Source organism: Promicromonospora sp. NFX87, assembly GCF_048564965.1.
GTDB lineage: Bacteria > Actinomycetota > Actinomycetes > Actinomycetales > Cellulomonadaceae > Promicromonospora.
Map to the genome: position 1 here is coordinate 4,531,121 of NZ_CP183413.1, position 23,338 is coordinate 4,554,458.

At 70.8% G+C, this 23,338-nt stretch carries 17 protein-coding genes; 3 read left to right on the top strand and 14 right to left on the bottom strand.

Going from position 1 to position 23,338, the window contains the following annotated elements; translation table 11 throughout:
• The first annotated feature begins 23 nt into the window (after positions 1-23).
• The gene (locus ACNYC2_RS20335; protein ID WP_419703534.1) at positions 24-833 is read left to right on the top strand and encodes a CPBP family intramembrane glutamic endopeptidase; all 810 of its coding nucleotides are present in this window, start codon (positions 24-26) and stop codon (positions 831-833) included.
• On the opposite strand, the gene ACNYC2_RS20340 is transcribed toward ACNYC2_RS20335, so the two are convergent.
• The 11 genes from ACNYC2_RS20340 to ACNYC2_RS20390 form a co-directional block, all read right to left on the bottom strand.
• Entirely contained in the window at positions 826-3,978 is a 3,153-nt protein-coding gene (locus ACNYC2_RS20340; protein WP_419703535.1) for a BTAD domain-containing putative transcriptional regulator, read from the bottom strand. The genes ACNYC2_RS20335 and ACNYC2_RS20340 overlap by 8 nt on opposite strands.
• Before the next feature lie 43 nt (positions 3,979-4,021).
• Complete coding sequence (locus ACNYC2_RS20345) at positions 4,022-6,025, bottom strand: amino acid transporter (protein WP_419703536.1); 2,004 nt, start codon at positions 6,023-6,025, stop codon at positions 4,022-4,024.
• Positions 6,026-6,076: 51 nt separating this feature from the next.
• On the bottom strand, positions 6,077-6,847 hold the full coding sequence (locus ACNYC2_RS20350) for a MerR family transcriptional regulator (RefSeq protein ID WP_419703537.1): 771 nt from the start codon (positions 6,845-6,847) through the stop codon (positions 6,077-6,079).
• A gap of 15 nt (positions 6,848-6,862) precedes the next feature.
• Positions 6,863-7,624, bottom strand: a complete 762-nt coding sequence (locus ACNYC2_RS20355; protein WP_419703538.1) for an ABC transporter permease — start codon at positions 7,622-7,624, stop codon at positions 6,863-6,865.
• Entirely contained in the window at positions 7,621-8,457 is an 837-nt protein-coding gene (locus ACNYC2_RS20360) for an ABC transporter ATP-binding protein (protein ID WP_419703539.1), read from the bottom strand. The genes ACNYC2_RS20355 and ACNYC2_RS20360 overlap by 4 nt, the downstream gene beginning before the upstream one ends.
• 80 nt (positions 8,458-8,537) lie before the next feature.
• Positions 8,538-11,177, bottom strand: a complete 2,640-nt coding sequence (locus ACNYC2_RS20365) for a beta-galactosidase (protein ID WP_419703540.1) — start codon at positions 11,175-11,177, stop codon at positions 8,538-8,540.
• Complete coding sequence (locus ACNYC2_RS20370) at positions 11,174-11,863, bottom strand: YesL family protein (RefSeq protein ID WP_419703541.1); 690 nt, start codon at positions 11,861-11,863, stop codon at positions 11,174-11,176. Before ACNYC2_RS20370 ends, ACNYC2_RS20365 begins: the two co-directional genes overlap by 4 nt.
• Positions 11,864-11,958: 95 nt before the next feature.
• Positions 11,959-13,509, bottom strand: coding sequence for an extracellular solute-binding protein (locus ACNYC2_RS20375; protein WP_419703542.1), 1,551 nt, complete (start codon positions 13,507-13,509; stop codon positions 11,959-11,961).
• Between the two features lie 75 nt (positions 13,510-13,584).
• The gene (locus ACNYC2_RS20380) at positions 13,585-14,505 is read right to left on the bottom strand and encodes a carbohydrate ABC transporter permease (RefSeq protein ID WP_419703543.1); all 921 of its coding nucleotides are present in this window, start codon (positions 14,503-14,505) and stop codon (positions 13,585-13,587) included.
• Between the two features lie 30 nt (positions 14,506-14,535).
• Complete coding sequence (locus ACNYC2_RS20385; RefSeq protein WP_419703544.1) at positions 14,536-15,507, bottom strand: ABC transporter permease; 972 nt, start codon at positions 15,505-15,507, stop codon at positions 14,536-14,538.
• A gap of 284 nt (positions 15,508-15,791) precedes the next feature.
• A complete protein-coding gene (locus ACNYC2_RS20390) occupies positions 15,792-16,784 on the bottom strand; it encodes a phosphotransferase enzyme family protein (RefSeq protein ID WP_419703545.1) in 993 nt (330 codons plus the stop codon).
• A 136-nt stretch (positions 16,785-16,920) separates the two neighbouring features.
• Between ACNYC2_RS20390 and ACNYC2_RS20395 the strand changes: the two genes are divergently transcribed.
• Positions 16,921-17,730 (top strand): SDR family NAD(P)-dependent oxidoreductase, encoded by an 810-nt coding sequence (locus ACNYC2_RS20395; protein WP_419703546.1) that lies wholly within the window; start codon positions 16,921-16,923, stop codon positions 17,728-17,730.
• A 50-nt stretch (positions 17,731-17,780) separates the two neighbouring features.
• On the opposite strand, the gene ACNYC2_RS20400 is transcribed toward ACNYC2_RS20395, so the two are convergent.
• The 3 genes from ACNYC2_RS20400 to ACNYC2_RS20410 form a co-directional block, all read right to left on the bottom strand.
• Positions 17,781-18,605, bottom strand: a complete 825-nt coding sequence (locus tag ACNYC2_RS20400) for an alpha/beta hydrolase (RefSeq protein WP_419703547.1) — start codon at positions 18,603-18,605, stop codon at positions 17,781-17,783.
• Between the two features lie 67 nt (positions 18,606-18,672).
• Positions 18,673-19,497 (bottom strand): alpha/beta fold hydrolase, encoded by an 825-nt coding sequence (locus ACNYC2_RS20405; protein WP_419703548.1) that lies wholly within the window; start codon positions 19,495-19,497, stop codon positions 18,673-18,675.
• Between the two features lie 96 nt (positions 19,498-19,593).
• Positions 19,594-22,350, bottom strand: coding sequence for an AAA family ATPase (locus ACNYC2_RS20410; protein ID WP_419703549.1), 2,757 nt, complete (start codon positions 22,348-22,350; stop codon positions 19,594-19,596).
• A gap of 109 nt (positions 22,351-22,459) precedes the next feature.
• Here ACNYC2_RS20410 and ACNYC2_RS20415 point away from each other — a divergent pair, with 109 nt between their 5' ends.
• The gene (locus ACNYC2_RS20415) at positions 22,460-23,302 is read left to right on the top strand and encodes an alpha/beta fold hydrolase (protein WP_419703550.1); all 843 of its coding nucleotides are present in this window, start codon (positions 22,460-22,462) and stop codon (positions 23,300-23,302) included.
• Positions 23,303-23,338: the final 36 nt, after the last annotated feature.

Here is a 23,338-nt window from a genome sequence, read left to right on the forward strand (position 1 = left end):
CGGACCACGCGAACATCTCCGGCATGGAGAACACACACGGGCTCGCAGCCTCCGCACCAGACACCCGAACGAACCGGATGGTCGATCTGCTGCTCGCGGACCGCCACTCACTGCCACTGTCCATCGCGCTCCACCTCGTGCCCGGCGTCCTGATCGTCGCCGTCTACCTCGCCCTCGCTCAGCCCCTGGTCCGGGCCCTCGACCTCCCGTCGTTCGCGGGCTGGGCGATCGCGCTGATCATCGTGCTCTTCCCGCTCCAGCTCGGTCTGCTCTGGCTGGGGCGCCGCCGCACCGGGCGGTACACGCTGCGTGGCGTGCTGGGCTACCTGGACAAGCCGGTCCCCCGTGGCCGGCTCGTCGCCATGGTCGCGGGGCTCATCGTGTGGTTCGTCGCGGTCTCGACGGCGCTCACCGCCCTGGACTCCGTCGTCTTCGAGGCGTTCTTCACGTGGCTGCCGTTCGACGACGTCGGCGCCAGCGCCACCACCTACCTCGAGGGCAACAGCCGCACGGTCATGATCATCACCCTCGCGGTGTCCATCCCGTTCACCGGGTTCTCGCTCCCCCTCATCGAGGAGTACTACTTCCGCGGCTTCCTGATGCCCCGGCTGGAGCACCTGGGCGCATGGGCGCCCGTGCTCAGCACTGTCCTCTTCTCGCTGTACCACCTCTGGTCGCCGTGGGTGTTCCTGTCCCGCGTCATCTTCTTCTTCCCCGGGCCGTGGTTCGTGTGGAAGAAGAAGGACCTCCGCCTGTCGATCGGGATGCACGTCGGTACGACCCTCCTGATGTCGACGTTCGGCACCCTGGCCCTGATCCTTGGCCTCATGTAGCGGCGAGCGTGACCGCGACCAGCTCGTCCCAGCTCGTCTCCGCACCCAGCCGAGCCGCCTCGTCGAACCCGGCGTCGCCGAGGCGGCTCCGCAGCTCCCGCTCGATCCGGGTCAGGTCCGGGTCGGAATGGTCCCGCAGCCCGCGCAGCCCGGTACTGGCTCCGAGCAGCCGTGCGGCCTGCTCGGGCTCGTCGCACCGCAGCGCGAGGTCCGCCACCCCGACGAGGGTCTGCGCGAGCGTCGGCACGTACCCCGACTCGGCGGCAGCCCTGCAGGCCGCCGCACGATGCCTGCGGGACTCGTCGAGATCGTCGGTGAGGTAGCCCAGCTGATGGTTCGTCACCGCGCTGAGGTTCGCGGCCCGGTCGCCCAGACCGGTGATCACCAGATCGAGCTGCCGGCGGGCCTCCTCGGCGTCACCGGCCCAGCGCGCGAGCTCTGCCCTGGCCAGGGCCACCTCCGCGAGCGCCTCCTGCCACGTGACCCGCTCCGCGAGCCGTGCCGCCTCGGCGATCGCCGCCGCGCTCGCCTCTTCGTCGCCGAGCAGCCGGTACAGCCGCGCCTGGCCCGACCGCAACCGGATGACGTCCTCGACGGCCCCGACCTCGGCCACCACCGCGACCGCCTGCTCGTAGTACTCGGACGCCGCGGCGAACTCGCCGCGTGTCGCCCGTCGGTCCGCGAGCTCGGTCAGGGCGAAGGAGATCCCGAACCGCTCACCCAGGGCACGGAACTCGGTGAGCGCCTGCTCGAGGTACGTGTCCGTGTCCGGTCCGGGACGGCCGAGCACCACCCGCATCTTGCCGAGCTGGAGCCGGCCCAGCGCACGCGCCCAGGGGTCGTCGCTGTCGAGCACCGACTCCCACGCACTCACCGGGTCGGCGCCCCGCAGCATGCGCTCCAGGGGCACGACCAGCTCGAGCAGAGGGTCGTGGGGCCCGTCGCGCAGGCTGATCTCGTAGACCTTGCGGATCCAGTCCGCGACCTGCCGCTCGTCGGCGGCTCGCCCCGATCCGGCGAACATGACGACGAGCGAGTAGACGGCGGCACGGGTCCTGTCGTCGACCTCGCCGGGTAGCTCTGCGGCCGCGGTGATGAGCTCCAGGCCCTCGGTCTTGTACCCGCTGAGCCACCAGTACCAGCCCGCGCCGGCCGCGAGCCGCATCGCTGCCCGTGCCTCACCCGCCGCGAGCGCACCGCGCATCGCGGCGCTGATGTTGTCGTGCTCGCGGGCGAGCATGGTGAGCCCCTGCAGCTGCTCGGGCCTGCGCAGCCGCGGCTCCGTGGTCTCGGCGAGCTCGACGAACCAGTCCAGGTGCGCCCGGCGGACCAGGTCCGACTCGCCCGCCTCCGCGAGGCGTTGTGCGGCGTACTCCTTGATCGTGCCGAGCATCCGGTAGCGCGGGCCGCCGCCGCCGTCGTCCGCGATCAGCAGCGACTTCTCGGTCAGCGCAGTGAGCAGGTCGAGCACCTGCGCCTGTCCGGCCGCGTCCGGCCCGCCCGCGTCGCCCGCGCAGACCCGCTCGGCCGCTTCCAGGCTCGCCCCGCCCGCGAACACCGACAGCCTGCGCAGGACGACCCGTTCGGCGTCGGTCAGCAGCTCCCAGCTCCAGTCGACCATCGCGCGCAGCGTGCGGTGCCGGGGCAGCGCGGTGCGGCTGCCGCCGGTCAGCACCCGGAACCTGTCGTCGAGCCGGTCGGCGAGCTGGTCGACGGACATCGTGCGCAGCCGGGTCGCGGCCAGCTCGATCGCCAGGGGCATCCCGTCCAGCAAGCGGCAGATGCGCGCCATGGTCGCCAGCGTCGCGGCGTCGACCGCGAGGTCCTGGCGCGCCGCCCTCGCCCGCTCGCGCAGCAGCCGGACGGCGGGTGCCGACCCGACCACGTCGAGGCCGGCGTCGGCCTCCGGGACGGCCAGCGGCAGGACCGGCCACAGCGCCTCGCCGGTGATGCCGAGCGGTTCCCTGCTCGTCGCCAGGATCCGCAGCCGCCGGCACTCCCCGAGGAGGCGGTGGGCGAACGCCGCCGCCTGCTCGACCACGTGCTCGCAGTTGTCCAGGACCAGGACCATCTCCCGCTCGCGGATCGCCGCGACGAGCCGTTCGGCCGGTTCCAGGTCCGTCGCCTCGCCGAGCAGCGTGTCCCGCAGGCCGAGGCCGGCGAGCGTCGCCTGCGCGACGTCGCCGTCGGCGCCGACGACCGCGAGCTCGACCAGCCAGACGCCGTCCGGCAGGTCGTCGACCAGCGTGCGGGCGGTCTCCGTGGCCAGCCTGGTCTTCCCCGCACCGCCCGGCCCGGTCAGGGTGGTCAGCCGGTGCTCGCCGACCATGGCGCGGACCGCCGCGACGTCGGCGTCCTTGCCGACGTAGCTGGTCAGCTCGGCACGAAGGTTGGTCCTCCGGCTCTCGTGCCGCCGTCCGACCTCGCCGCGCAGCAGCGCGACGTGCAGGCCGGACAGCTCCGGCGAGGGGTCGACGCCGAGCTCGTCGGCCAGGGCCGCTCGCGTGCGCTGGTAGACGAGCAGCGCGTCCGTGTCCCGGCCGGCCGCGGCGAGCCCCCGCATCAGGGGGGCGACGAGCCGTTCGCGCAGCGGGTGAGCTGCCACCAGATCCGTCAGCTCCGGGACCAGGTCGGCACCGTGGCCCAGGCCGATCTCCGCGTCGAACCGGTCCTCCAGGGCGGTCAGGTGCAGCGCTTCGAGCCGGGTGACCGCGGCGTCGAACGCCGCGCTGCCCTCCAGGTCGACGTCCTGCATGGCCTTGCCGCGCCACAGCAGCAGCGCCTCGCGCAACAGCTGCACCCGCCGCGGGCCGTCGGCGGCGCGCGCCCGGTCCACGAGACGCTCGAACCGCAGCGCGTCGACGGCATCGGGGTCCACCAGCAGCCGGTAGCCGCTCGGCTGCCCCGCTATCGAGCCGTCGGGCAGCACCTTCCGCAGGCGGGAGACCAGGCGCTGCAGGGCGTTCGTCGCGTCGGACGGCGGCTGCTCGCCCCAGATCCAGTCGACGAGCGTCGCCTTCTGGACCGTGCGGCCGGCGTCGAGCGCGAGGGCGATCAGGAGCGCCCGCAGCCGCGAGCCCGGCACCTCGGCGAGGACGCCGTCGTCCAGACGCACCTCGAGCGACCCGATCATCCCGATTTGCACCCGGGCGATTCTGCCACGCCGAGCCTCGCGACCACCCGGCAGGCTACCCGGCGTGGACGTGCGGTCGCTTGCTGCGGTCGGGCTCGGCCCGGCGCAGGATCTCGCGGGTGACGGGCGCGACCTCACCCGCGCCGAAGAGCAGGAACCGCAGGAGGTTGGAGATCGGGTTGCCCTCGGTCCACTCGTAGTAGATGTGGGGCGGGACGCCGGTCACGTCGCGCACGTGCAGCAGGAGCGCGGCCAGCGCGTTGGGCACGCTGGGTGCCTCCATCGTGATGGCGCGGTACCCGCCGGGGCGCACGACACCCTTGGCCTCGATCACCGACTCGAAGTCGGACGGGTCGGTGAGCGTGACCTCGACGAAGAGGACGTCGCCGGAGCGGGGCAGGTCGTTGTCGGAGACGATCTGGCCGACCTTGTCCTGGTACTCCTTGGCTCCCCCGCCGTCCGGCTCGTTCGCGACCAGGCGGATCTGGCGCCGGGCGGTCTCGCGGACGAACTGTTCGGCGCGGGCATCCAGCACGACGCCGGTGGTGCGCAGCTCGAACGACCTGGTGACGCGCGAGACCAGGGACACGAGCACGATCACGAGGATGAAGACGCCGCCGATCTTCACGCCGTCGGGCCGCTCGAAGACGTTGAGCGCCGTGGTGTAGAAGAAGATCAGCGTGATCACGGCGAACGCGACGGTGCGGCGGCGCTGCCCGGCCTTGTGCGCCGCGAGCGTGACCGCCACGCAGGCCGAGGAGAACAGGACCAGGACGCCGGTCGCGTAAGCGCCGCCCTGGGCGTTGACGTCGGCGTTGAAGATCCACGTCACGAGGAACCCGATCGCCGTGATCACCAGCACGAGCGGCCGGGCCGCCGAGGCCCACTCCGGTGCCATCCCGTAGCGGGGCAGGTAACGCGGGATCAGGTTGAGCAGGCCCGCCATCGCCGAGGCGCCGGCGAACCAGAGGATCGCGATGGTGGACAGGTCGTACACCGTCCCGAAGACAGGGCCGAGGTACGAGTGGGCGAGGTAGGCCAGCGCACGGCCGGACGCCGCGCCGCCGTCGGCGAACTCCTCCTGCGGGATGAGCCAGGTGGTGACCAGGCTGCTGGTCACCAGGAAGCAGCTCATGGTGACCGCGGCGGCGGTCAGCAGCTTCTTGGTGTTGCGGATCCGGCCGGCCGGGCGCTCGGTCGTGTCGGTGGGGTCACCCTTGACGTGGGACATCACGGCCACACCGGTCTCGAAGCCGGACATGCCGAGCGCGAGCTTGGGGAAGATGAGCAGCGCCAGGGCGACGATCATCACCGGGTTGCCGTGCTGGGTCACGAGCGCGGTGGACCAGTCGGCGACGACGTGGGGCTCCAGGAAGACGTGGACGAACGAGACCGCGATGGTCACCACGTTGAGCAGGAGATACACCCCGACCAGGACGACGGCGATACCGATGGCCTCGGTGAACCCCACCAGGAAGACCACGCCGAGCAGCGCGATCAGGCCCAGCGTGATCCACAGGTTGCCGCCCTCCAGCAGGTGCGCGACGGCCGGGTTCTCCACCGCGTGCGCCGCGGCGTCCGCGGCCGACAGCGTGATCGTGATGACGAAGTCCGTCGCCGCGAAACCGAGCAGCACCAGGACGAACAGCTTGCCCCGCCAGAAGGTGAGCAGCCGTTCGAGCATCGCGATCGAGCCCTGTCCGTGCGGGCTCTCCTGCGCGACCCTGCGGTACACGGGCAGGGCACCGAGCAGCGTCAGCGCGACCAGGACGATCGTCGCGATCGGGGACAGGACCCCGGCCGCCAGGGCCGCGATCCCCGGCTGGTAGCCCAGCGTCGAGAAGTAGTCGACGCCGGTCAGGCACATCACCTTCCACCAGGAGTGCGCCTTCTCCGGCGGACGCTCCTGCGCGTAGGCCCCGAGCTTGTCCGCCCGGAGCTCCTGCCCGGCCAGGAACCACGACCGGAGCCGGGACGGTGCGGGGGAAGGCGCGGCAGGCGGCGCGGTGGCAGTCACGTCCGCCATTACAAGCCCCCGCACCGATATCGGCGCGGCCATTGACGGTTCCTTGACGGTTCAGGCGTTATGACCTGGGTCACTGGCGCTCGGCTACCGGGGCGGCACCCGTTCGATCCGCGTCCAGCCCTTCCAGCCTCGCTCCTCCAGCAGCTCGATGATCCGCCTGCCGCCCGGTGACTCGGCCGGCAGCGCGTCCAGCAGGTCCACGAACGGCTGGTCGAGGCCGTCGTCGTGGGTCTCGACCACCTCGCCGGCCTCGACGGCCCGGCGCGCGAGCCGCTCCATGACGTCGACGATCTCGACGATCCGCGCGTCGTCGACAGACCAGTCGACGGCGTCGCTGATCAGCTTGTAGAGCCGCACCGCGTCGGGGTCGTCCAGCTCCCTGTGCTTCATCGCCATGACGTCGTCGATCTCGTCCGGCACGCGGGCCGCCATCATGATCCAGGCGTCCCGCTCGAGCACTATGTACTGCTCCTCGACCCCGAGGCCGCGCAGCCGGTCGAGATAGTCCAGGACGCTCCGCGGGAGCGCCAGGCTCTCGCCGGCCGCCAGCCTGGCGATCCGCCTGCGGTTCTCCCGCAGCCGCCGCATCTCCGCTCGCAGCTCCGTGTCGATCTCCTCGACGGCCCGGGCGAACTCCTCCGGGGAGGCGTCGAGCAGCTCCTGCACCCTGGCCAGGGGGACACCGGCCTCGGCAAGGGTGCGGATCCGGATCAGACGGACCAGCGTGGCGGCGTCGTACGACCGGTAGCCGGAGCGGTCCCGCTCCGGCTCCGGGAGCAGCCCGATCTGGTGATAGTGCCGAACTGCCCGCACCGTCACCCCGGCGTACGACGCCACCTGGCCGATCGTCAGCATGCTGTTCAGCGTGCCCTACGAGATCTTGCGGCGGTAGGCGGCCATCGCGAAGTAGTAGGTAACCACGAGGATGCCGACGCACCAGCCCAGGGCGACCCAGATGTCGGTCCCGACCGGCTCCTGGGCCAGGAGGGCGCGGATCGTGTCGACGATCGAGGTGACCGGCTGGTTGTCGGCGAACCAGCGCAGCGGCCCGGGCATGGTCTCGGTCGGCACGAAGGCCGAGCTGAGGAACGGCAGGAAGATGAGCGGGTAGGAGAACGCGCTCGCGCCGTCGACGGACTTCGCGGTGAGGCCCGGGATGACGGCGAGCCACGTCAGCGCGAGCGTGAACAGGACCAGGATGCCGGCCACGGCGAGCCAGGCCGAGAGGCCCGCGCCGGAGCGGAAGCCCATCAGGAGCGCGACCAGGACGACGACGGCGATCGAGACGAGGTTGGCGACCATCGAGGTCAGCACGTGCGCCCACAGGACCGCCGACCGGGCGATGGGCATGGACTGGAACCGCTCGAAGATGCCGCCCTGCATATCGATGAACAGCCGGAACGCGGTGTAGGCGATGCCGGAGGCGACGGTGATGATCAGGATGCCGGGCAGCAGGTAGTTGACATAGCTGTCCGTGCCGGTCTCGATCGCGCCACCGAAGACGTAGACGAACATCAGCATCATCGCGATCGGCGTGACGGCGGTGGTGATGATCGTGTCCATGCTGCGCAGGATGTGGGTCAGGGAGCGCCCGGTCAGGACGCGGGTGTCGCTGAAGAAGTGGCTGGTCATCGCTGGTCCTCGCTGTTCTTGCCGTTGCCCGCAGCAGCGCCGTCGCCGCCGACTATGGCGAAGAAGACGTCCTCCAGGGTGGGCTGCTTCTCGACGTACTCGATCTCGGCCGGCGGCAGCAGGGCCTTGAGCTCGGCGAGGGTGCCGTCGACGATGATGCGACCCTGGTGCAGGATCGCGATCCGGTCTGCGAGCTGCTCCGCCTCGTCGAGGTGCTGGGTGGTGAGCAGGACCGTCGTGCCGCCGTCGGCCAGCTTCTTGACGGTGCGCCACACCTCGACGCGCGCCTCGGGGTCGAGGCCCGTCGTCGGCTCGTCGAGGAAGATGACCGACGGGTTCCCGATCAGGCTCATCGCGATGTCGAGACGGCGGCGCATGCCGCCCGAGTAGGTCGCGGCCCTGCGGCTGCCGGCCTCGGTCAGGGAGAACCGGGCGAGCAGGTCGTCGGCGATCGTGCCGGGGTCGGCCAGGTGGCGCAGCCTGGCGACCAGGACCAGGTTCTCCCAGCCGGTCAGGATCTCGTCGACGGCGGCGAACTGGCCGGTCAGGCTGATCGACTCGCGCACGTCGGCGGCCTGGGTGGCGACGTCGTACCCGTTCACGCTCGCGGTGCCCGCGTCGGCCTTGAGGAGGGTGGACAGGATCTTGATGGCGGTGGTCTTGCCCGCGCCGTTGGAGCCGAGCAGGGCGTAGATGCTGCCGCGCGCGACCTCGAGGTCCACGCCCTTGAGCACCCGCAGGTCCTTGTACGACTTCTCCAGCCCGCGCACGCGGATCGCGGGCGCTCCGGCGCCGGCTCCGGGACTCGTTCCGATGTCCGTTCTTGGGTTCATGCGACGAGGATGCGGGGTTGCCCCTGCGTCAGGGTCAACCCCGCATCCGAACTTGTCTCCGCGGCCTTGCGTGGTCCGGCTCAGCCCGGGGTAGCGGTGAGGCGCACTCCCCCGAGCGTCGGCGTCTCGGCCCCGCGCGTGGCGCGGACCAGGAGCCGGACGGTCCCGTCGTTCCACGCGGCCGGCAGCCACAGCCGGCCGGCGTCGCCGCCCGTGAAGCGTGGCCGTGCGGGGTCGTCGAGCCAGACCCGGCCCAGCAGCTCCCCGCCGGCGAACGCGCTGACGCGCACCTGGGCGCCGTCGAACCCGAGCGAGAGCCCGCCGGGCGGCACCGCCGCCTCGAACCAGCGCTCCTCGCCGGGCGCGAGCTCCAGCGGCAGGGCGACGGCCTCCCCCGCGGCGGCGGCACGTGACAGGTCGAGGATCGCCTCGTCGGGCTGAGCCTCCACGTCCCAGCCGCTGACCGGCTCCAGGCGGAGCAGCTCGGCGGCCAGGCCGGATCCCGGCCGGTGCGGCACGGTGATCGCGACCGCACGCCCCGCACCGGGCGCCAGGTGCAGCCAGGGGTCGTCCTCGGTCACGGTGTACGCGACGCCGTCCACGCTCACCTGGACCGACCCCGCTACCCCGGCCAGGCGCAACGCGTGGTGGTGCGCGTCGCCTGCGTCGTCATCCATGGCGAGGCCGCGCGAGTAGGTGACCGGCTCCCCGACGCGGGTGCTGCTCCAGCCGCCGAGCGTCCGCAGCGGTGCCGGCTCGCCCGGCCAGCCGCCCGCGGCGCCCGCCCCACCCGCCGCGCTCACGCGCCACAGCGCGGACACGTCGGACCGGCTGACGACCGACCACACCCTGCCGAGCCCGCGCAGCGACCCCAGGCGCAGCGCCGGGAGGCGGACGTCGTCGAAGTTCGCGTGCCCCCAGGTCTCGACCGTCGCGTCGAGGCGTCCCGCCCCGGCCACCGGCAGCAGGAAGGTGGCCCCGAAGCCCGCGATCGTGGGGAGCGCGGCCCCGTCGAGCGCGAGGTCGACGATGTCCGACGCGCCCTCGACCAGCAGCTCGTCCGCCCCGTCGAGGACTGTCGAGTAGTGCGTGCGCCCGCGGTGCACCCCCACCGCCTCCGACGACGGCGGCACGTCGTGCCGCGTGGTGCGTCCGGTGCGGGCGGCGAGGTCGAGCCCGGTCAGGGCCGTGAGCGGCGGGTGCTCGGCGGGTGCGTCGCCCGCGGCGACACCGCCGTCCGACGGCGCGTCCACGTCCGCGTCCACCTCTGTGGGATGGCGGACGACGACCGCCCACACCACGCCGTCGACCCCTGCCTCGATCCGTGCGCGGACCGGGGCACCGGGCGCGGGTGCGTCGAGCTCGACCAGCACCGGCCGCCCTCCCGGGACCTCCAGCACGACGACGCTCGCGCCGGCCGTCGCCAGCTCTATCCCGTCCGGTCCGACGCCCACGAGGTCGGCGGTCGCCAGGCGCAGGGCCCCGGGCAGCCCGAACCGGTCCAGCGGCAGGTCCCGCAGCACCAGCAGGCAGGACGCAGCGGGCAGCGGCACGGCCACCTCGGGTCCGCCGAACCATGCGGGGAACGCGGCGGTCCCGGCGTCGTCGGTCAGGTTCGGGATGCCGATCAGCTCGCCCCCGCCGTCGAGCACCAGCCGGGAGGGCGAGGCGCTGGTGGAGACGTCGACCCGGAAGGCGCCGTCGGCGGACGCGGTGGTCGACCGCGCGAGCGCGGGCCCGAGGGTGCGCAGCACGCGCGCGAGGACGCGGGCCTCGGCCATCTCGGGGCGCGGGGCACCGACCGGGTCGAGGTACCCACCGAAGTCGTAGTCGTGGGACATGAACCCACCCGGGTCGCCCCAGTTGCCCACCGAGGGCGTGTAGCCGAAGTCGAATCCCGAGGCCTGGAGATAGGGCGCGATGACCTTCGCGCCGCTGACCAGCAGCCTGCGCAGCGTCGCGTGCCGGCGGTTGGTCTCCATGACCAGCAGCGGCTCACCGCGGCCGGCGACGAGGTCGGCATACTGCCGCACCTCGGCCTCGACGAACGGCGACAGGTCGTCGGGGTAGAAGTTGAACGCGGGGGTGATGCCCGCTGCTCCCCCGGTGGCTCCCGCGAGGTCGCCCTGCCCGGCGCAGGCCACGACGGGCACCGTGATGCCGTGGCCGCGCGTCAGGTCGTGCAGCCGGGCCATGTACGCGGGCCGGTCGGCGGAGTCGAAGAAGTCGAGCTCGTTCTCCACCTGGACGGCGACGACGGCGCCGCCCCGGTCGCGCTGCCGCGCCGCGAGCAGCGGCATCACCTGGTCGAACCAGGCCTCGACGTGCCGCAGGTAGCGCGGCTCGGCCTGCCGCAGGGCCAGGCCGTCCTCGAGGGTCAGCCACGCGGGCAGCGCGCCGCCGTCCCACTCGGAGCAGATGTACGGGCCGGGCCGCGCGACGACACCGAGCCCGGCGTCGCGGGCCAGGTCGAGGAACTCGCCGACGTCGCGCCGCCCGGTGAAGTCCCACCGGCCCGGTGCGGTCTCGTGGAAGTTCCACGGGACGTAGACGTCCACGAGCGTGTAGCCGGACGCCGCCACCTGGGCCAGGCGGTCCGCCCAGGCCTCGCGCGGCACCCTGAAGTAGAACAGCGAGGCGCACAGGTGCACCTGCTCGGCGCCGTCGAGCACGAGCCCGGAGGGGCGCAGCCCTACGGTGGCGTCCGTCTGCGTCGTCATCTCGTACCTTCGCTCTCGGCGGGTTCTGGGGTGGGCTCGGTGCTGGGTTCGGTGCTGGGTTCGGTGATGTACGTGCGGAAGATCCTCGTGAACAGGACCGCGTTCACGACGGCGATCCCCGCGAACCCGAGGAGGAACCAGAGCAGCCCGTACACCACCACCCTCGGGTAGAAGACCGTGACGACGACGGGGAGCGCGGTGACCGCGGCGATGGCCAGGGACCCGAAGAGGTGCCGCAGCGACATCAGGCGCGAGTTGTTCAGCACCTCCAGGACGGTGTTCTCGAACGTCGCGTTGTACGGGAAGACGTACAGCGTCGCCAGCACGAACCGGAACGCGACGAGGTAGAACACCACCAGGAGGACGATCCGCACGATGACGGGGACGTCGAGGTTGTCGAGGACGACGTACCAGGCCGCCAGGACCAGGGCGAGGCCGACGACGGCCAGTCCCAGGAGCGTCGCCTGCTTGAAGTTCGTCCGGAACGACCTGAGGTAGTCGCCCACCACCGACGTGCTCGCGCCGGACACGATCTTCATGGCGGTGTAGTTCAGGGCGGTCAGCGCGGCACCGAGCGTGACCACCGGGATCGCCGTCGCGACGAACACGAGGTTGAGGATCATCACGTCCGCGACCTTGTCCAGGAACCGCAGGAGCGGTGAGTCCGGGTGGAAGATCTTGCTCACGATCGCCCTGTCTCTTGATGTGGCCGGTGGTACGGCTGCCGGTGGTCGAGCTTGTCGAGACCTGGGTCTCGACAAGCTCGACCACCGAGAGAGCCTTAGCCCTGGGTCTCCGCCCAGGTGTCCAGGTCAGCCTGGACAGCGGTCCGCGCGTCCTCGTAGCCCGCGGCCTCCAGCTCGGCACGCATGTCCGCGATGGCCGCGGCCGGGTCGTCGAACTTGCCGTACTGGAGCTGCGGGATGTACTCGGAGAGCACGCCGCCCATGGCCGCCAGGTAGGGATCGATCGCGTTCTTGTCCACGACGAGGGTCGAGTAGGGGTAGTCCTTCGCCGCCGCGTCGAGCCCGTCGTAGATCTCCTGCTTGTTCGGCGCGTCCGTCACGCGGTCCGGCTCGAACTCGTCCATCCGGCCGCCCCAGAAGTTCGACCCGAGGGCGTCGGTGGTCTCGTCCCAGCCCTCGGGCCGGTCCAGCTTGCCGTCGTCGGTCATGACGTAGTCGGTGCCCTCGATACCGAAGTTGAGGAGCTTGTAGGCCTGCTCGTCGTTGCGCAGGACGTCGTAGACCTCCAGCGCCTTCTCGGGGTTGCCCGAGGTGGCGTTCACCGCCATGGCCCCGTGCGTGGGGATGTCCCGGAAGAAGTTCCCGTTCTCCTGACCCCAGTAGAAGAACTTCGGGTCGGACCCGGGCTGCTTCTTGTTCATGTTGTCGACGATCGCGCCGATGTAGGTCTGCGCGTGGTGCTGGTCGGCGCCGGAGAGACCCGCGTACATCAGCTCACGCGTCACGCCGTCGTAGTTCAGCGCGTCCTCGCGCCACACACCGATCTCGTTCCACTCCTTGGCCAGCTCGGCGGCCTCCAGCAGCTCGTCGCCCTCCATGTACCAGGAGGTCACCGTGTTGGGGTCCGCCTCGGTGGTCTGGAACGGCCAGTAGTTGCCCGCGGTGATCTGCTGGATCGTCTGGCCGTCGGTGTGTCCCTGGAGATAGCCGGTCAGCGCGTGGTCGTTGGCCCCCGCGACGTCCCACGGGTAGGCGTCCTTCTTGTTCTCCTTGACCCACTCGAAGTACGTGGTGAAGTCCTCGAACTTCGTGATCGTGCCGTCCTCGAAGCCCGCCTCCTTCGCCCAGTCGCCGCGGTAGAAGAACCCGTGGTTGGTCCACTGCGTGAAGTTGTCCTCGGGGATGAAGTAGATCTCCCCGTCGAGCGTCGCCTTGTCCCAGTTCCCGTTCGCCTCGACCTGCTCCCAGGTGCGCGGGGCGTGCTCCTGGAGCATCTCCTCGGAGAGCGGCAGGAAGGCGCCCTTCTCCGCGTTCTCCCAGGCGAACAGCCAGTCCGTGGCGGTGGTGATCAGGTCGATGCTGTCGTCACCCGAGAGGAGCTGGGTGTTGTACTGCGTCTGCCAGTCGGCCCACTCCACGTAGTAGAAGTCCAGCGTGGCGTTCGCCTCCTCGATCAGGTGCGGGTTCAGCTCCTCCAGCATCGCCTCCAGGCGGCCGTTCTCCGGCTTGTCACCCAGGACCAGCATGGTGATCTCGGTCGGTTCACCGGAGTCGGACCCACCACCCGGACCGCAGGCGGCCAGCGTTGCGGTGCTCATGGCCAGGGCGAGCGTTGCCGCCCCGACCCTCGCGAAAGACTTTCTCATCGTTGAGACTCCCTCGAATCGTGATTCGTACTGCCGATGTTCTTGCGGATTTTCAGACGGTCATGAAAGTGGGCATCAGCCCTTCACGGCTCCGACAGTGATTCCGGAGACGAAATACTTCTGGACGAAGGGGTACAGGAGCACGATCGGCCCGGTGGCGACGACGGCGCTCGCCATCTTCAGCGTGTTGCTCGGCAGCTCGGTGATGCTCACGTTCGAGCCGGCCACCGAGTTTCTGAGCGCGTTCGCGGTGTTGATGATGTTGTACAGCTGGTACTGGAGCGGTTTGAACTCCACGGTGCTGCCCAGATACAGCGAGGAGAGGTACCACTCGTTCCAGTAGCCCAGGGCCAGGAACAGGCCGAGAGTGGCCAACGCCGGCTTCATCATCGGGAGCGCGAGCTGCAGGAAGATCCGGAAGTCTCCCGCGCCGTCGACCTTTCCGGACTCGATGATCTCGTAGGGCATGGAACGCGCGAAGTTCTTCATCAGGATGATGAGCCACGGAGTCATCAGGAGCTGGAGGAATACCGCCAGATAGCTTCCCTTGAGGCCGAGATCACGCGCCACCCAGAGGTAGGTCGGCGCCAGGCCCGCGGAGAAGAGGGTGGTGAAGTAGATGAAGAACGAGATCCAGTTCCGGAACGGGAAGTCCCGCCGCTGCAGGGCGTACCCGGTCATCGCGATGATGAACAGCCCGAGCGCGGTACCGCACACCGTCATCAGGATGGTCACGACGTACGAGCCGATGATCTGCCGGGGTGCCCGGAAGATGTACTCGTAGGCGTCGAGCGTGAACTCCTTGGGCAGCAGCCCGAATCCTTCTCTCATGATCGCGCCCTCGCTGGAGAAGGAGGCGGAGACGATCATGATGAAGGGCAGCGCACAGAACAAGGTGAAGAGCGTGACCGTGAGGTAGGAGATACCCCGCAGCATGTAGTCGCTCTTGTCGAGCCTGACCTTCCTCGGCCGCTTCACTGCGACGACGTGACTCATCACGCCCCCTCTCTGTCAGAACGGCGCAGGTTAGAACAGCGCATAGTCCTTGTTGATCCTTCGGACGATCCAGTTGGCCAGCATCACGAGGGCGAACCCGAAGAGGGACTGGTAGAGCCCCACGGCCGTCGACGAGGTGAAGTTGTTCTGCGACAGGATCATGCGGTAGACGGACGTCTCGATGATGTCGGTGGTGGAGAACAGCGCGGCGTTGTTGCCCACCAGGTTCCAGAACAGCCCGAAGTTGCCGTGCATGATCCCGCCGAGCGAGAACAGCAGAAGGATGATGAACGTGGGTTTCAGGCTCGGCAGGATGATGTACCGGATGCGCTGCCAGGCCGACGCTCCGTCGATGGCCGCGGCCTCGAACAACGAGTTGTCGATGCTCATGATCGCCGCGAAGTAGACGATCGATCCGTACCCGGTGCTCTGCCAGAGCTGGAACAGGATGATGATGATCGGCCACAGGCCCGCCGTGCTGTAGATCTTGATCGGGTCGCCGCCCGTCTGCTCGATCAGCGCGTTGATCGCGCCGGTGTCGAAGTTGAGCAGGTTGAACGCGATGACGCCGACCAGGACCACCGAGATGAAGTACGGCAGGAACATGATCGCCTGGCTGATCTTCTTGAAGTACTTCGACCTGATCTCGTTCAGCATGATCGCCAGCGCGATCTGCAGGATGTTGCCCAGGATGATGAAGGCCAGGTTGTAGAGCAGCGTGTTCCGCGTGAGCTGCCACAGCTGCCCGGACTGGATGAGGAACTCGAAGTTCCGCATCCCCACGAACTCGCTGCCGAAGATCCCGTCCCGGTAGTTGAAGCTCGTGAATGCGATCCACACACCCGGGAGCGGACCGTAGCTGAAGACGATGAAGAACACGATCGCCGGAAGGCACATGAGGAGCAGCACCTTGTTGCGGGCGATGCTTCTCAGCAGCGACTTCGGTTTCTTCACCGTCAGCGTCTCGGACGGGACGACCGGCCTCGTCAGCGTGACTGCCATAGCCATCGCCGTTCAGCCGGTTCGACGACCGGAATCTCTGTCATGCGCCACTCTCCGTTGAAGGCCGCCGGGCATCGTTGCCCGATGTTAACGATAACAAGTTAACGTGAACATGAGGGTAGGGGGCATGCCTCGGTCCGGTCAAGCATTGGAAATCACGGTTCCGTAACGGTGGAACGTATGCCCCGAAAAGGGCTGGTCGCTCTCCGCGCGCGGCGCGGCTCCGAACGTAGGGCCAGTCGCTCCCTGAGTGCTCGTGGAGCGACCAGCCCTACGTTCGAGGGCTAGCCCCGCTCGGCGACGGCGACCGCGAGGTCTCGCTGTGCCCGTGCCATGGCAGTCAGGTCGGCGCGGAGCTCCGCTCTCCACTCGGGCTCGTCGGCTCCGGACGAGTCGAGGGCACGGGCGATGCGGACCGCCGAGCAGGCCGCGTGCGCGCCGGCGAACAGCCGCAGGTTCGCCAGGTCGGCCTCCTCGAGCGCCCGCACGCCGCGGTACCCGGCGACGAACCCGTCGACGAGGTGCCGGCGCGTGGCGTCCGGCTCCCCGTCGGGACCGGTCAGGTCGCGCAGGGCGTAGGCGATATCGGCGGTATACCAGGACTGCGCGGCCTCGTCGAAGTCGAAGGCGGTCGCCCGGCCCGCGTCCCAGGCCAGGTTGTCCAGCTCGAAGTCGCCGTGCACCGCCCCGAACCGCGATGGGTCCCGCGGCAGGTGCGCGAGGCGGTCGGCCAGGCGGGCGGTGGCCTCCACGAGCGCGGGGTCCTCGGTGAACCGGTCAGGGATCTCGGCCAGCTCGGAAAAGGCGTCCGGGAGGTCGACTTCGAGGCTGGCCGCGCCGTCGTGCAGCAGCGCCAGGGCCCGGCCCCACTCGCGCGCCAGGTCGTCCGTGAGGTCTTCCGCGTCGATCTCGTGTCCCGCCGCGGCCTCGACCACCATCGCGTGCATGGTGCCCAGCGCCGTCGGCACGGTCGCCGTCAGGCTGCCCGTCTCGGTGGGAACAGGGCTCACAACTGCCGCACCGCTCGCGGCGAGCCGGTGCATGAGCACGCTCACCGGCACTACCGCACCGGCGGCCCGGTAGGTGTCGGGCACGAACCGCAGGTATCGCTTCCCTCGCGGGTCGGGCAGGACGAACACGTGGGAGGCGCTGGAGCGCCACCACTTCGCGGTCCCCGCCGGGTACCCCCAGGCGGCGGCGACCTGGTCGGCGACCGGGCTCTCCCACACGGAGGTGACTGTTCGCTTCAGACGGTCGATCTCGGTCAGCGGCATCATCGACGCACAGCCTCACGGGCCCTGACCTCGTCTGGCAACGGAATACCCGGCTCCCGCCCGGAAGCCCCGCGATGAGTTTTCCCACCGCCCGCCGTCGTACCTGAGCCGGCCACCACGACACACCTGGAGAACAGCCATGAGCGGACTGCTGCTGGAGAACAAGAACGCCGTGATCTACGGCGGCGGGGGTGCCATCGGCGGCGCCGTCGCGCGGGTGTTCGCGCGGGAGGGTGCGCGGGTGTTCATCGCCGGACGGACGCAGGCGAAGCTCGACGCGGTGGCGCGCGACATCACCGCCGCGGGCGGAAAGGTCGAGACGGCGCTGGTCGACGCCGCGGACCAGGAGGCGGTCGAGCGCCACGCCGACGCCGTCGCCGCGACGGCCGGCCACATCGACGTCGCGCTCAATGCCGTGGGTGTCATGCATGTCCAGGGGACGCCGCTCGCGGACCTCTCGCTGGAGGAGTTCCTGCGGCCGATCGACGGGTCTCTGCGGACACTCTTCATCACGAGCAAGGCCGTGGCGCGGCACATGGGCGGCGAGCGCCCCGGCGTCATCCTGAACCTGTCGGAGCCCGGTGCGAAGCTGGCGGTCGAGGGCATCCTCGGCCACGGCGTGAGCGCCGCCGGCAAGGAGGCGTTCTCGCGGGTGCTCGCCGCGGAGCTGGCCCCCGGCAACATCCGCGTCCTGACCATCCGGCCGCACGCCGTCGTGGACTCGATCGCCGCGGGCTCCTACACCAAGGACGTCTTCGCCCCGTCCGCCGAGGCAGCCGGTCAGTCGATCGAGGAGATGCTGGACGACGCGATGCAGCACGGGACGCTGCTCAAGCGGCTGCCGACGCTCGCCGACGTCGCGGAGACCGCCGCCTTCCTGGCCTCGGACCGCGCCGGGGCCATGACCGGCACGGTGGTGAACCTGACCGGCGGCGCGCTGGTGGACTGAGGTGGACCGAGCCGGCCGTGGGCCGGCTCGGTCCCGCACGTCGGCGCAGGTCAGACGACGGGGTCGCCCGCCGGCGCGTGCTCCAGCGCCCAGGTGAGGGCGTGGTCGGCGACGGCCTCCCAGCCGGGTGCGGCGCAGGTCCAGTGGTCGCGGCCCTCGAACTCGTAGTACTCGGTGACCGCGGGCGACTTGTCGTAGTGCTTGGCGTTGGCCTTGTTCACTGACGTCGGCATGATGTGGTCCTCGCTGCCACCGATGAACAGCAGCGGGGCCCGGTCGGCGGCGTAGTCCACCCAGGTCTCCTGCGGTCCGGGCTTGAAGTTGGCGAAGAGGCCGTACTCCCACACCCAGTGGCCCGGCGCTGCGATGGCGTAGCGCTCCCAGACCTGCCGGGACTCCTCGGCCGAGAGGGTGTTCGTGAACGCGTAGTGGAACTCCTCGGGCGTGAACCCGACGGCGCGGTGCCGGTTGGCCGGGTTCTTCAGCGCGGGGAACAGGGACCTCGCCTGGGACAGCGGGTTGACCCGCACACCCTCGGTCGGCGCGGAGTCGACGACGACGCCGGCGGCACCGAGTCCCCGGGCGAGCAGGAGCTGGGTCAGCGTGCCGCCGAACGAGTGCCCCATGATGATCGGCGGGCTGTCCAGCGCCTCGATGACGCCGGCAAGGTGGTCGACGGTCTCGGGGACGGTCAGGTCGGCGATGAGCTCGGGGTTCTCCCGCAGTGCCTCGACCTCGATCTCGAACCCCGGGTAGCCCGGGGCCAGGACCTTGAGGCCCTTGGCCTCGTAGTGGGAGATCCAGCCCTCCCAGCTGCGGGGCGTCATCCACAGTCCGTGGACCAGGACGACGGTATCTGGCTGTGCTGCGTTCATGGTGGGTGCTCCTCCTGCGAAAGGGTCCGGCGGTGACGGGTCGGTCGGTGAACGGGGTCGACGCCGGTCAGGCGTCGACGAACGCCAGCAGGTCGGCGTGGAGGCGGTCGCGGTCGGTGTCGGGCAGCGCGTGGCTGCTGCCCTCATAGACGGTGAGCGTCGCGCCGTCGACCAGCGCGGCGGACCGCTTGCCACCGACGTCGAACGGCACGATCTGGTCGTCGTCGCCGTGGATGACCAGGGTCGGGACGTCGACCTTGGCGAGGTCGGGACGGAAGTCGGTCGCCGAGAACGCGGCGATGCACTCGTAGGCGCCGCGATGACCGGACGCCATGCTCTGCAGCCAGAACGCGTCGCGGAACCCCTGGTCGACGTCCCCTCGCCGGTTGTGGCCGAAGAACGGTCCGTCGGCCAGGTCCCGGTACAGCTGGGACCGGTCCGCCTTCTCGCCCGCACGGATCCCGTCGAACACGTCGATCGGCAGCCCCTCGGGGTTGTCATCGGTCCGCAGCATCAGGGGCGGGACAGCCGAGACCAGCACGAGCCTCGCCACGCGGCTGGTGCCGTGCCGGCCGATGTACCTGACGATCTCACCGCCGCCGGTGGAGTGGCCGACCAGGGTCAGGTCCCGCAGGTCGAGGGCATCGATCAGGCAGGCGAGGTCGTCGGCGTAGGTGTCCATCTCGTTGCCGCCCCAGGTCTGGCTGGAGCGTCCGTGCCCGCGCCGGTCGTGCGCGATGGCGCGGTGGCCGTGCTCGGCGAGGAACAGCGCCGCGGCGTCCCAGGCGTCGGAGTTCAGCGGCCAGCCGTGACTGAGCAGGACTGGCGTGCCGTCGGTTCCCCAGTCCTTGTAGAAGATCTGGGCACCGTCGTCGGTGCTGATGTAGGGCATGGTGGGCCTCCTCGGTGTCGGTCGAGTTCTGGCACCTCGACCTTGCCGCCGGGCTCACCGGACCGGACCACGTGAACCTCGTAGTCCGTCGGTCTCCTACGACATGCCTTCCTCAGGCGGCGTCGGCGTCAGGCGGTCGGCGAGCTGTCGCCGCGAGGACACGCCGAGCTTCTGGAAGACCTTGCGCAGGTGGTAGTCGACGGTGTTCGGGCTGATGAACAGGTTCGCGGCGATCTCGGAGTTGGTTCGCCCGGCCGCGGCGAGCTGCGCGATCGTGTGCTCCTGCGTGGTCAGGTCGAACTGCCGTGGCGTGTCGCCGACGTCGCCGGGGGCGCTGAGCGGCGCCAGCTCCGCCGTCGTCCGGGGAACGAACAGGTCGGCGCCGCTGTGCCGGAAGTGTCTCAGGGCGAGCCGGAGCTGTTCGCCGGCCTCGCGGCGTCGTCGGGCCCGGCGGAGCCATTCGCCGTAGACGAGGTGGGACCTGGCCAGGTCCATCTCGGCCCCGGTCTTGCTCAGCGCATCGATCGAGGCTGCGTAGTGGGGCTCGGGGCCGACGGCGTCCTCCGCGCCGACCAGTGCCAGCGCACGCTCGGCCAGCCCGTGGCACCAGGGGGAACCGTTCGCGGCGGCCAGCCGTACGAGCAGGGTGGCGACCCGTTCGGCATCGTCCTGGTGCCCGCTGCGGGCGGCGGCCTCGACGTAGTCGGGGTAGTACGTGGGCGTGCTGTGCAGGAACGGGTCCCGGACGAGCGGGTGCAACCGTTCGTAGGCCTCCTGGTAGCTCCCGTCCGCGAGCTCGCCGACCGCGAGGCAGGCTTGCCCGGCCGAGCTGACCCCGCCGAACCCGGTCGCGTCCGCGCCGTCCGAGATCGCCGTCACCACCTCGCGCGGCGCACCGGCCCAGGCCATGACCGCAGCGTTCAGGACGTTCTCCGCGTCGTAGCCCATGGCCCGCCGCACCTCACGGACCAGCTCGTCGAGCGCGACGGCCCGACGCAGGGTGCCGCCCCACAGCTCGGACAGGGCCATGATCCACAGCAGCGAGTCGAGGAGCTGCAGGGCCCCGGCGTCGCGCGCGGCCCCGGCGGCGCGGTCCAAGGCCGCCGAACGTGCCGCGTCGTCCCAGAGGAACGTCCCCAGGGCGGCCATGACGGAGCCCAGCCGCATCATCTCGTGGTCGGGCAGCGCCAGTACCGCCTCCAGGGCCGCGCGTGCGGGCAGGACCGCCTGCTCGTACGGGTCCAGGATCAGTGCTCCGAGACCGCTCAGGACGACGGATTCCGGACCGTCGGCCATCTCCGCACCCGCGACGAGCCGTCGTCCGAGTGCGTCCAGGTTCGTACCCCGGATGAGGCGTTCGGCGGTGCAGACCGCCTGGAAGGCGTTGAGCAGAGCCCGCTGTTCGCGTGTCGGGTCCTGGCCGTGGAACTCGTCCGCGGCCTGGAGGTGCGCCGCGGTCGACCCGCGCACCCCGTCGGGGTCGGCGACGAACAGCCCGAGCGCACTGCGCACGGTGACGGTCCGGCCGCGCGTGACGGGATCGACGGCGGCCGGGTCGATCTGGTCGACGAGCTGCTGCGCGATGTGGACCGCCCCGGCCGCGAGGGCCGCCTCCGCCGCGCCGATCTGGCGGGCGCTGCGGGCCGGACCCGGCGGGCTGAGCTCGGCCGCGCGGGTCAGGATGGTCGCCTGCGAGACCAGGCCGCCACGCCGAGCCGCGAGGTCGGCGGAGTGGGCCAGCCGGTCGGCCACCTCGGGATCCGTTCCCAGGACGGCGCGGGCCGCGTGCCAGGCCTCGGTCTGCACCAGGCCGAGCTGCTCCGCGGCGCGCGCGAGGGCTCCGTGCACCCGGCGGCGCTCGGCGCCCGGTGCGGCGTTGTAGACCGCGGACCGCACCAGCGGATGCCGGAACCGCACTACCGGTTCCAGCTCCACGAGGCCGGCGATCTCGGCCCGGTCGCCGCCGTCGGGCCGCAGGCCGAGGTCCGCTGCCGCCGCCGTCAGGAGGTCGACGTTTCCCGTCGAGTCCGCGGCGGCCAGGAGCATCCAGGGCTGAACCCCGGGGTCGGACTGCCGTACCCGGCGGACGTAGTGCGCCTCGAGGTGCTGACCGACCGGCACGGGCGCCCCGTCCAGCCCGAGGTCGGGCAGCTCGTGCACCAGCGCGTCACCGGCCAGGTCGATCAGCGCCGGCGGGTTGCCGCCGGTCGCCCGCGCGATGGCGGCGGCCGCGGACGGCGCGAACGGCGTCGTCGCCGAATGGTTCAGCAGCCGGACGGCGGCGTCGAGCCCGAGACCCGTCAGGACGAGCTGTGGCACACCGCCGATCCGGTCCGCGAAGCCCTCCTCGTCCCGCGCCGCGAACACGACCGCTACGTGCTCGACGGCGATCCGGCGGGCCACGAACGCGAGGGCGTCCAGGCTCTCGGAGTCGATCAGGTGGGCGTCGTCGATCAAGCACACCAACGGCCTGGCGGTGCCCGCCGCCGCCAGCAGGCCGAGCATGCCGAGGCCGACCAGGAACCGGTCCGGTGCGGGCCCGTCGGCCACACCGGACGCGACCTGGACGGCCTGCCGCTGACGTTCCGGAAGCACCGGGTAGTGCCCCTGCAGCACGGTGGCGAGTCGCTGGACGGCGGCGAACGGCATCGCCGACTCCGACTCGTACCCGTCCAGCCGGAGCACGTCGACACCCGTCCGCCGTGCGGCATCGGTCAGAAGACAGGTCTTGCCGATCCCCGGCTCGCCCAGGACCAGCAGGGAGCCGCCGCGTCCGTTGCGTGCTGCGCCGAGGAGCGCGGCCAGCCGGTGCTGCTCTTCGTCACGGCCCAGGAGCGCTCCGGCTTTTCCCATGCGCTCCACGGTAGGTCCGGCGGTGAGGAACTACGCGGTTCACGTGGTCCAGTTCACCCACCCGGTTCCGGATGATCTGTGGTGTCCCCACCCCGACAGGAGGCCCCTGATGACCAGGAGACGCGTCACCCGCCCCACCGCACTGATCGCCGCGCTCGCCACAGCGCTGCTCGCCCTCTCGCCCGTGGCCGGCTCGACCTCGCCGGCCGCCACGCGCGGCACCCAGGGCAGCTATCCGGACCCCGGCCCGAAGCCCACCATCGTGCTCGTGCACGGCGCGTTCGCCGACTCCAGCGGCTGGGAGGCGGTCGCCGACCGCCTCACCGACCGCGGCTATCCCGTGCTGGCGTTCTCCAACCCGCTGCGCGGCCCCGTGTCCGACGGCGAGTACCTGCGCCAGTTCCTCGAGACCGTCCCCGGCCCGCTCGTGCTCGTCGGGCACTCCTACGGCGGCGCGGTCATCACCAATGCCGCGACCGGCGACCCCGACGTCAAGGCACTCGTCTACGTCGCCGCCTACGCACCCGCCGAGGGCGAGAGCGTGGCCGCGGCCAACCAGCTCGGCGGTGGCCACACCGTCGTGACCGACCACCTGGTCGTGCGCCCCTACCCCGGGGCCCCGCCCAACGACGCCGACGCCTACATCGACCCCGCCTGGTTCCACCGGCTCTTCGCCCAGGACCTGCCCCGGGACCAGGCCCGCTTCATGGCCGCCGGCCAGCGCCCGGGCGCCCTCGGTGCCCTGCTGATCCCGTCCGGCCCGCCCGCCTGGGAAGAGATCCCCAGCTGGTACGTCGTCGCGAACCAGGACCGGATCATCCCGCCCGAGGCCGAGCGGGCGATGGCCGAACGCGCCGGGGCCACCACGGTCCAGGTCAACAGCTCGCACGTCGTCATGATGACCCAGCCCGGCACGGTCACCAGGGTCATCCTCGACGCCGCCCGGAGCTGAACCGAGGGAACTTCCCGCCACGTCTCTCGCGGCGCC

Coding starts and splice junctions, on each gene's coding strand:
- ACNYC2_RS20350 (WP_419703537.1), bottom strand. CDS start 6,847: ATGCTGACGATCGGCCAGGTGGCGTCGTACGCCGGGGTGACGGTGCGG.
- ACNYC2_RS20355 (WP_419703538.1), bottom strand. CDS start 7,624: ATGACCAGCCACTTCTTCAGCGACACCCGCGTCCTGACCGGGCGCTCC.
- ACNYC2_RS20360 (WP_419703539.1), bottom strand. CDS start 8,457: ATGAACCCAAGAACGGACATCGGAACGAGTCCCGGAGCCGGCGCCGGA.
- ACNYC2_RS20395 (WP_419703546.1), top strand. CDS start 16,921: ATGAGCGGACTGCTGCTGGAGAACAAGAACGCCGTGATCTACGGCGGC.
- ACNYC2_RS20365 (WP_419703540.1), bottom strand. CDS start 11,177: ATGACGACGCAGACGGACGCCACCGTAGGGCTGCGCCCCTCCGGGCTC.
- ACNYC2_RS20380 (WP_419703543.1), bottom strand. CDS start 14,505: ATGAGTCACGTCGTCGCAGTGAAGCGGCCGAGGAAGGTCAGGCTCGAC.
- ACNYC2_RS20385 (WP_419703544.1), bottom strand. CDS start 15,507: ATGGCAGTCACGCTGACGAGGCCGGTCGTCCCGTCCGAGACGCTGACG.
- ACNYC2_RS20345 (WP_419703536.1), bottom strand. CDS start 6,025: ATGGCCGCGCCGATATCGGTGCGGGGGCTTGTAATGGCGGACGTGACT.
- ACNYC2_RS20405 (WP_419703548.1), bottom strand. CDS start 19,497: ATGCCCTACATCAGCACCGACGACGGTGCCCAGATCTTCTACAAGGAC.
- ACNYC2_RS20400 (WP_419703547.1), bottom strand. CDS start 18,605: ATGAACGCAGCACAGCCAGATACCGTCGTCCTGGTCCACGGACTGTGG.
- ACNYC2_RS20375 (WP_419703542.1), bottom strand. CDS start 13,509: ATGAGAAAGTCTTTCGCGAGGGTCGGGGCGGCAACGCTCGCCCTGGCC.
- ACNYC2_RS20415 (WP_419703550.1), top strand. CDS start 22,460: ATGACCAGGAGACGCGTCACCCGCCCCACCGCACTGATCGCCGCGCTC.
- ACNYC2_RS20390 (WP_419703545.1), bottom strand. CDS start 16,784: ATGATGCCGCTGACCGAGATCGACCGTCTGAAGCGAACAGTCACCTCC.
- ACNYC2_RS20410 (WP_419703549.1), bottom strand. CDS start 22,350: ATGGGAAAAGCCGGAGCGCTCCTGGGCCGTGACGAAGAGCAGCACCGG.
- ACNYC2_RS20335 (WP_419703534.1), top strand. CDS start 24: ATGGAGAACACACACGGGCTCGCAGCCTCCGCACCAGACACCCGAACG.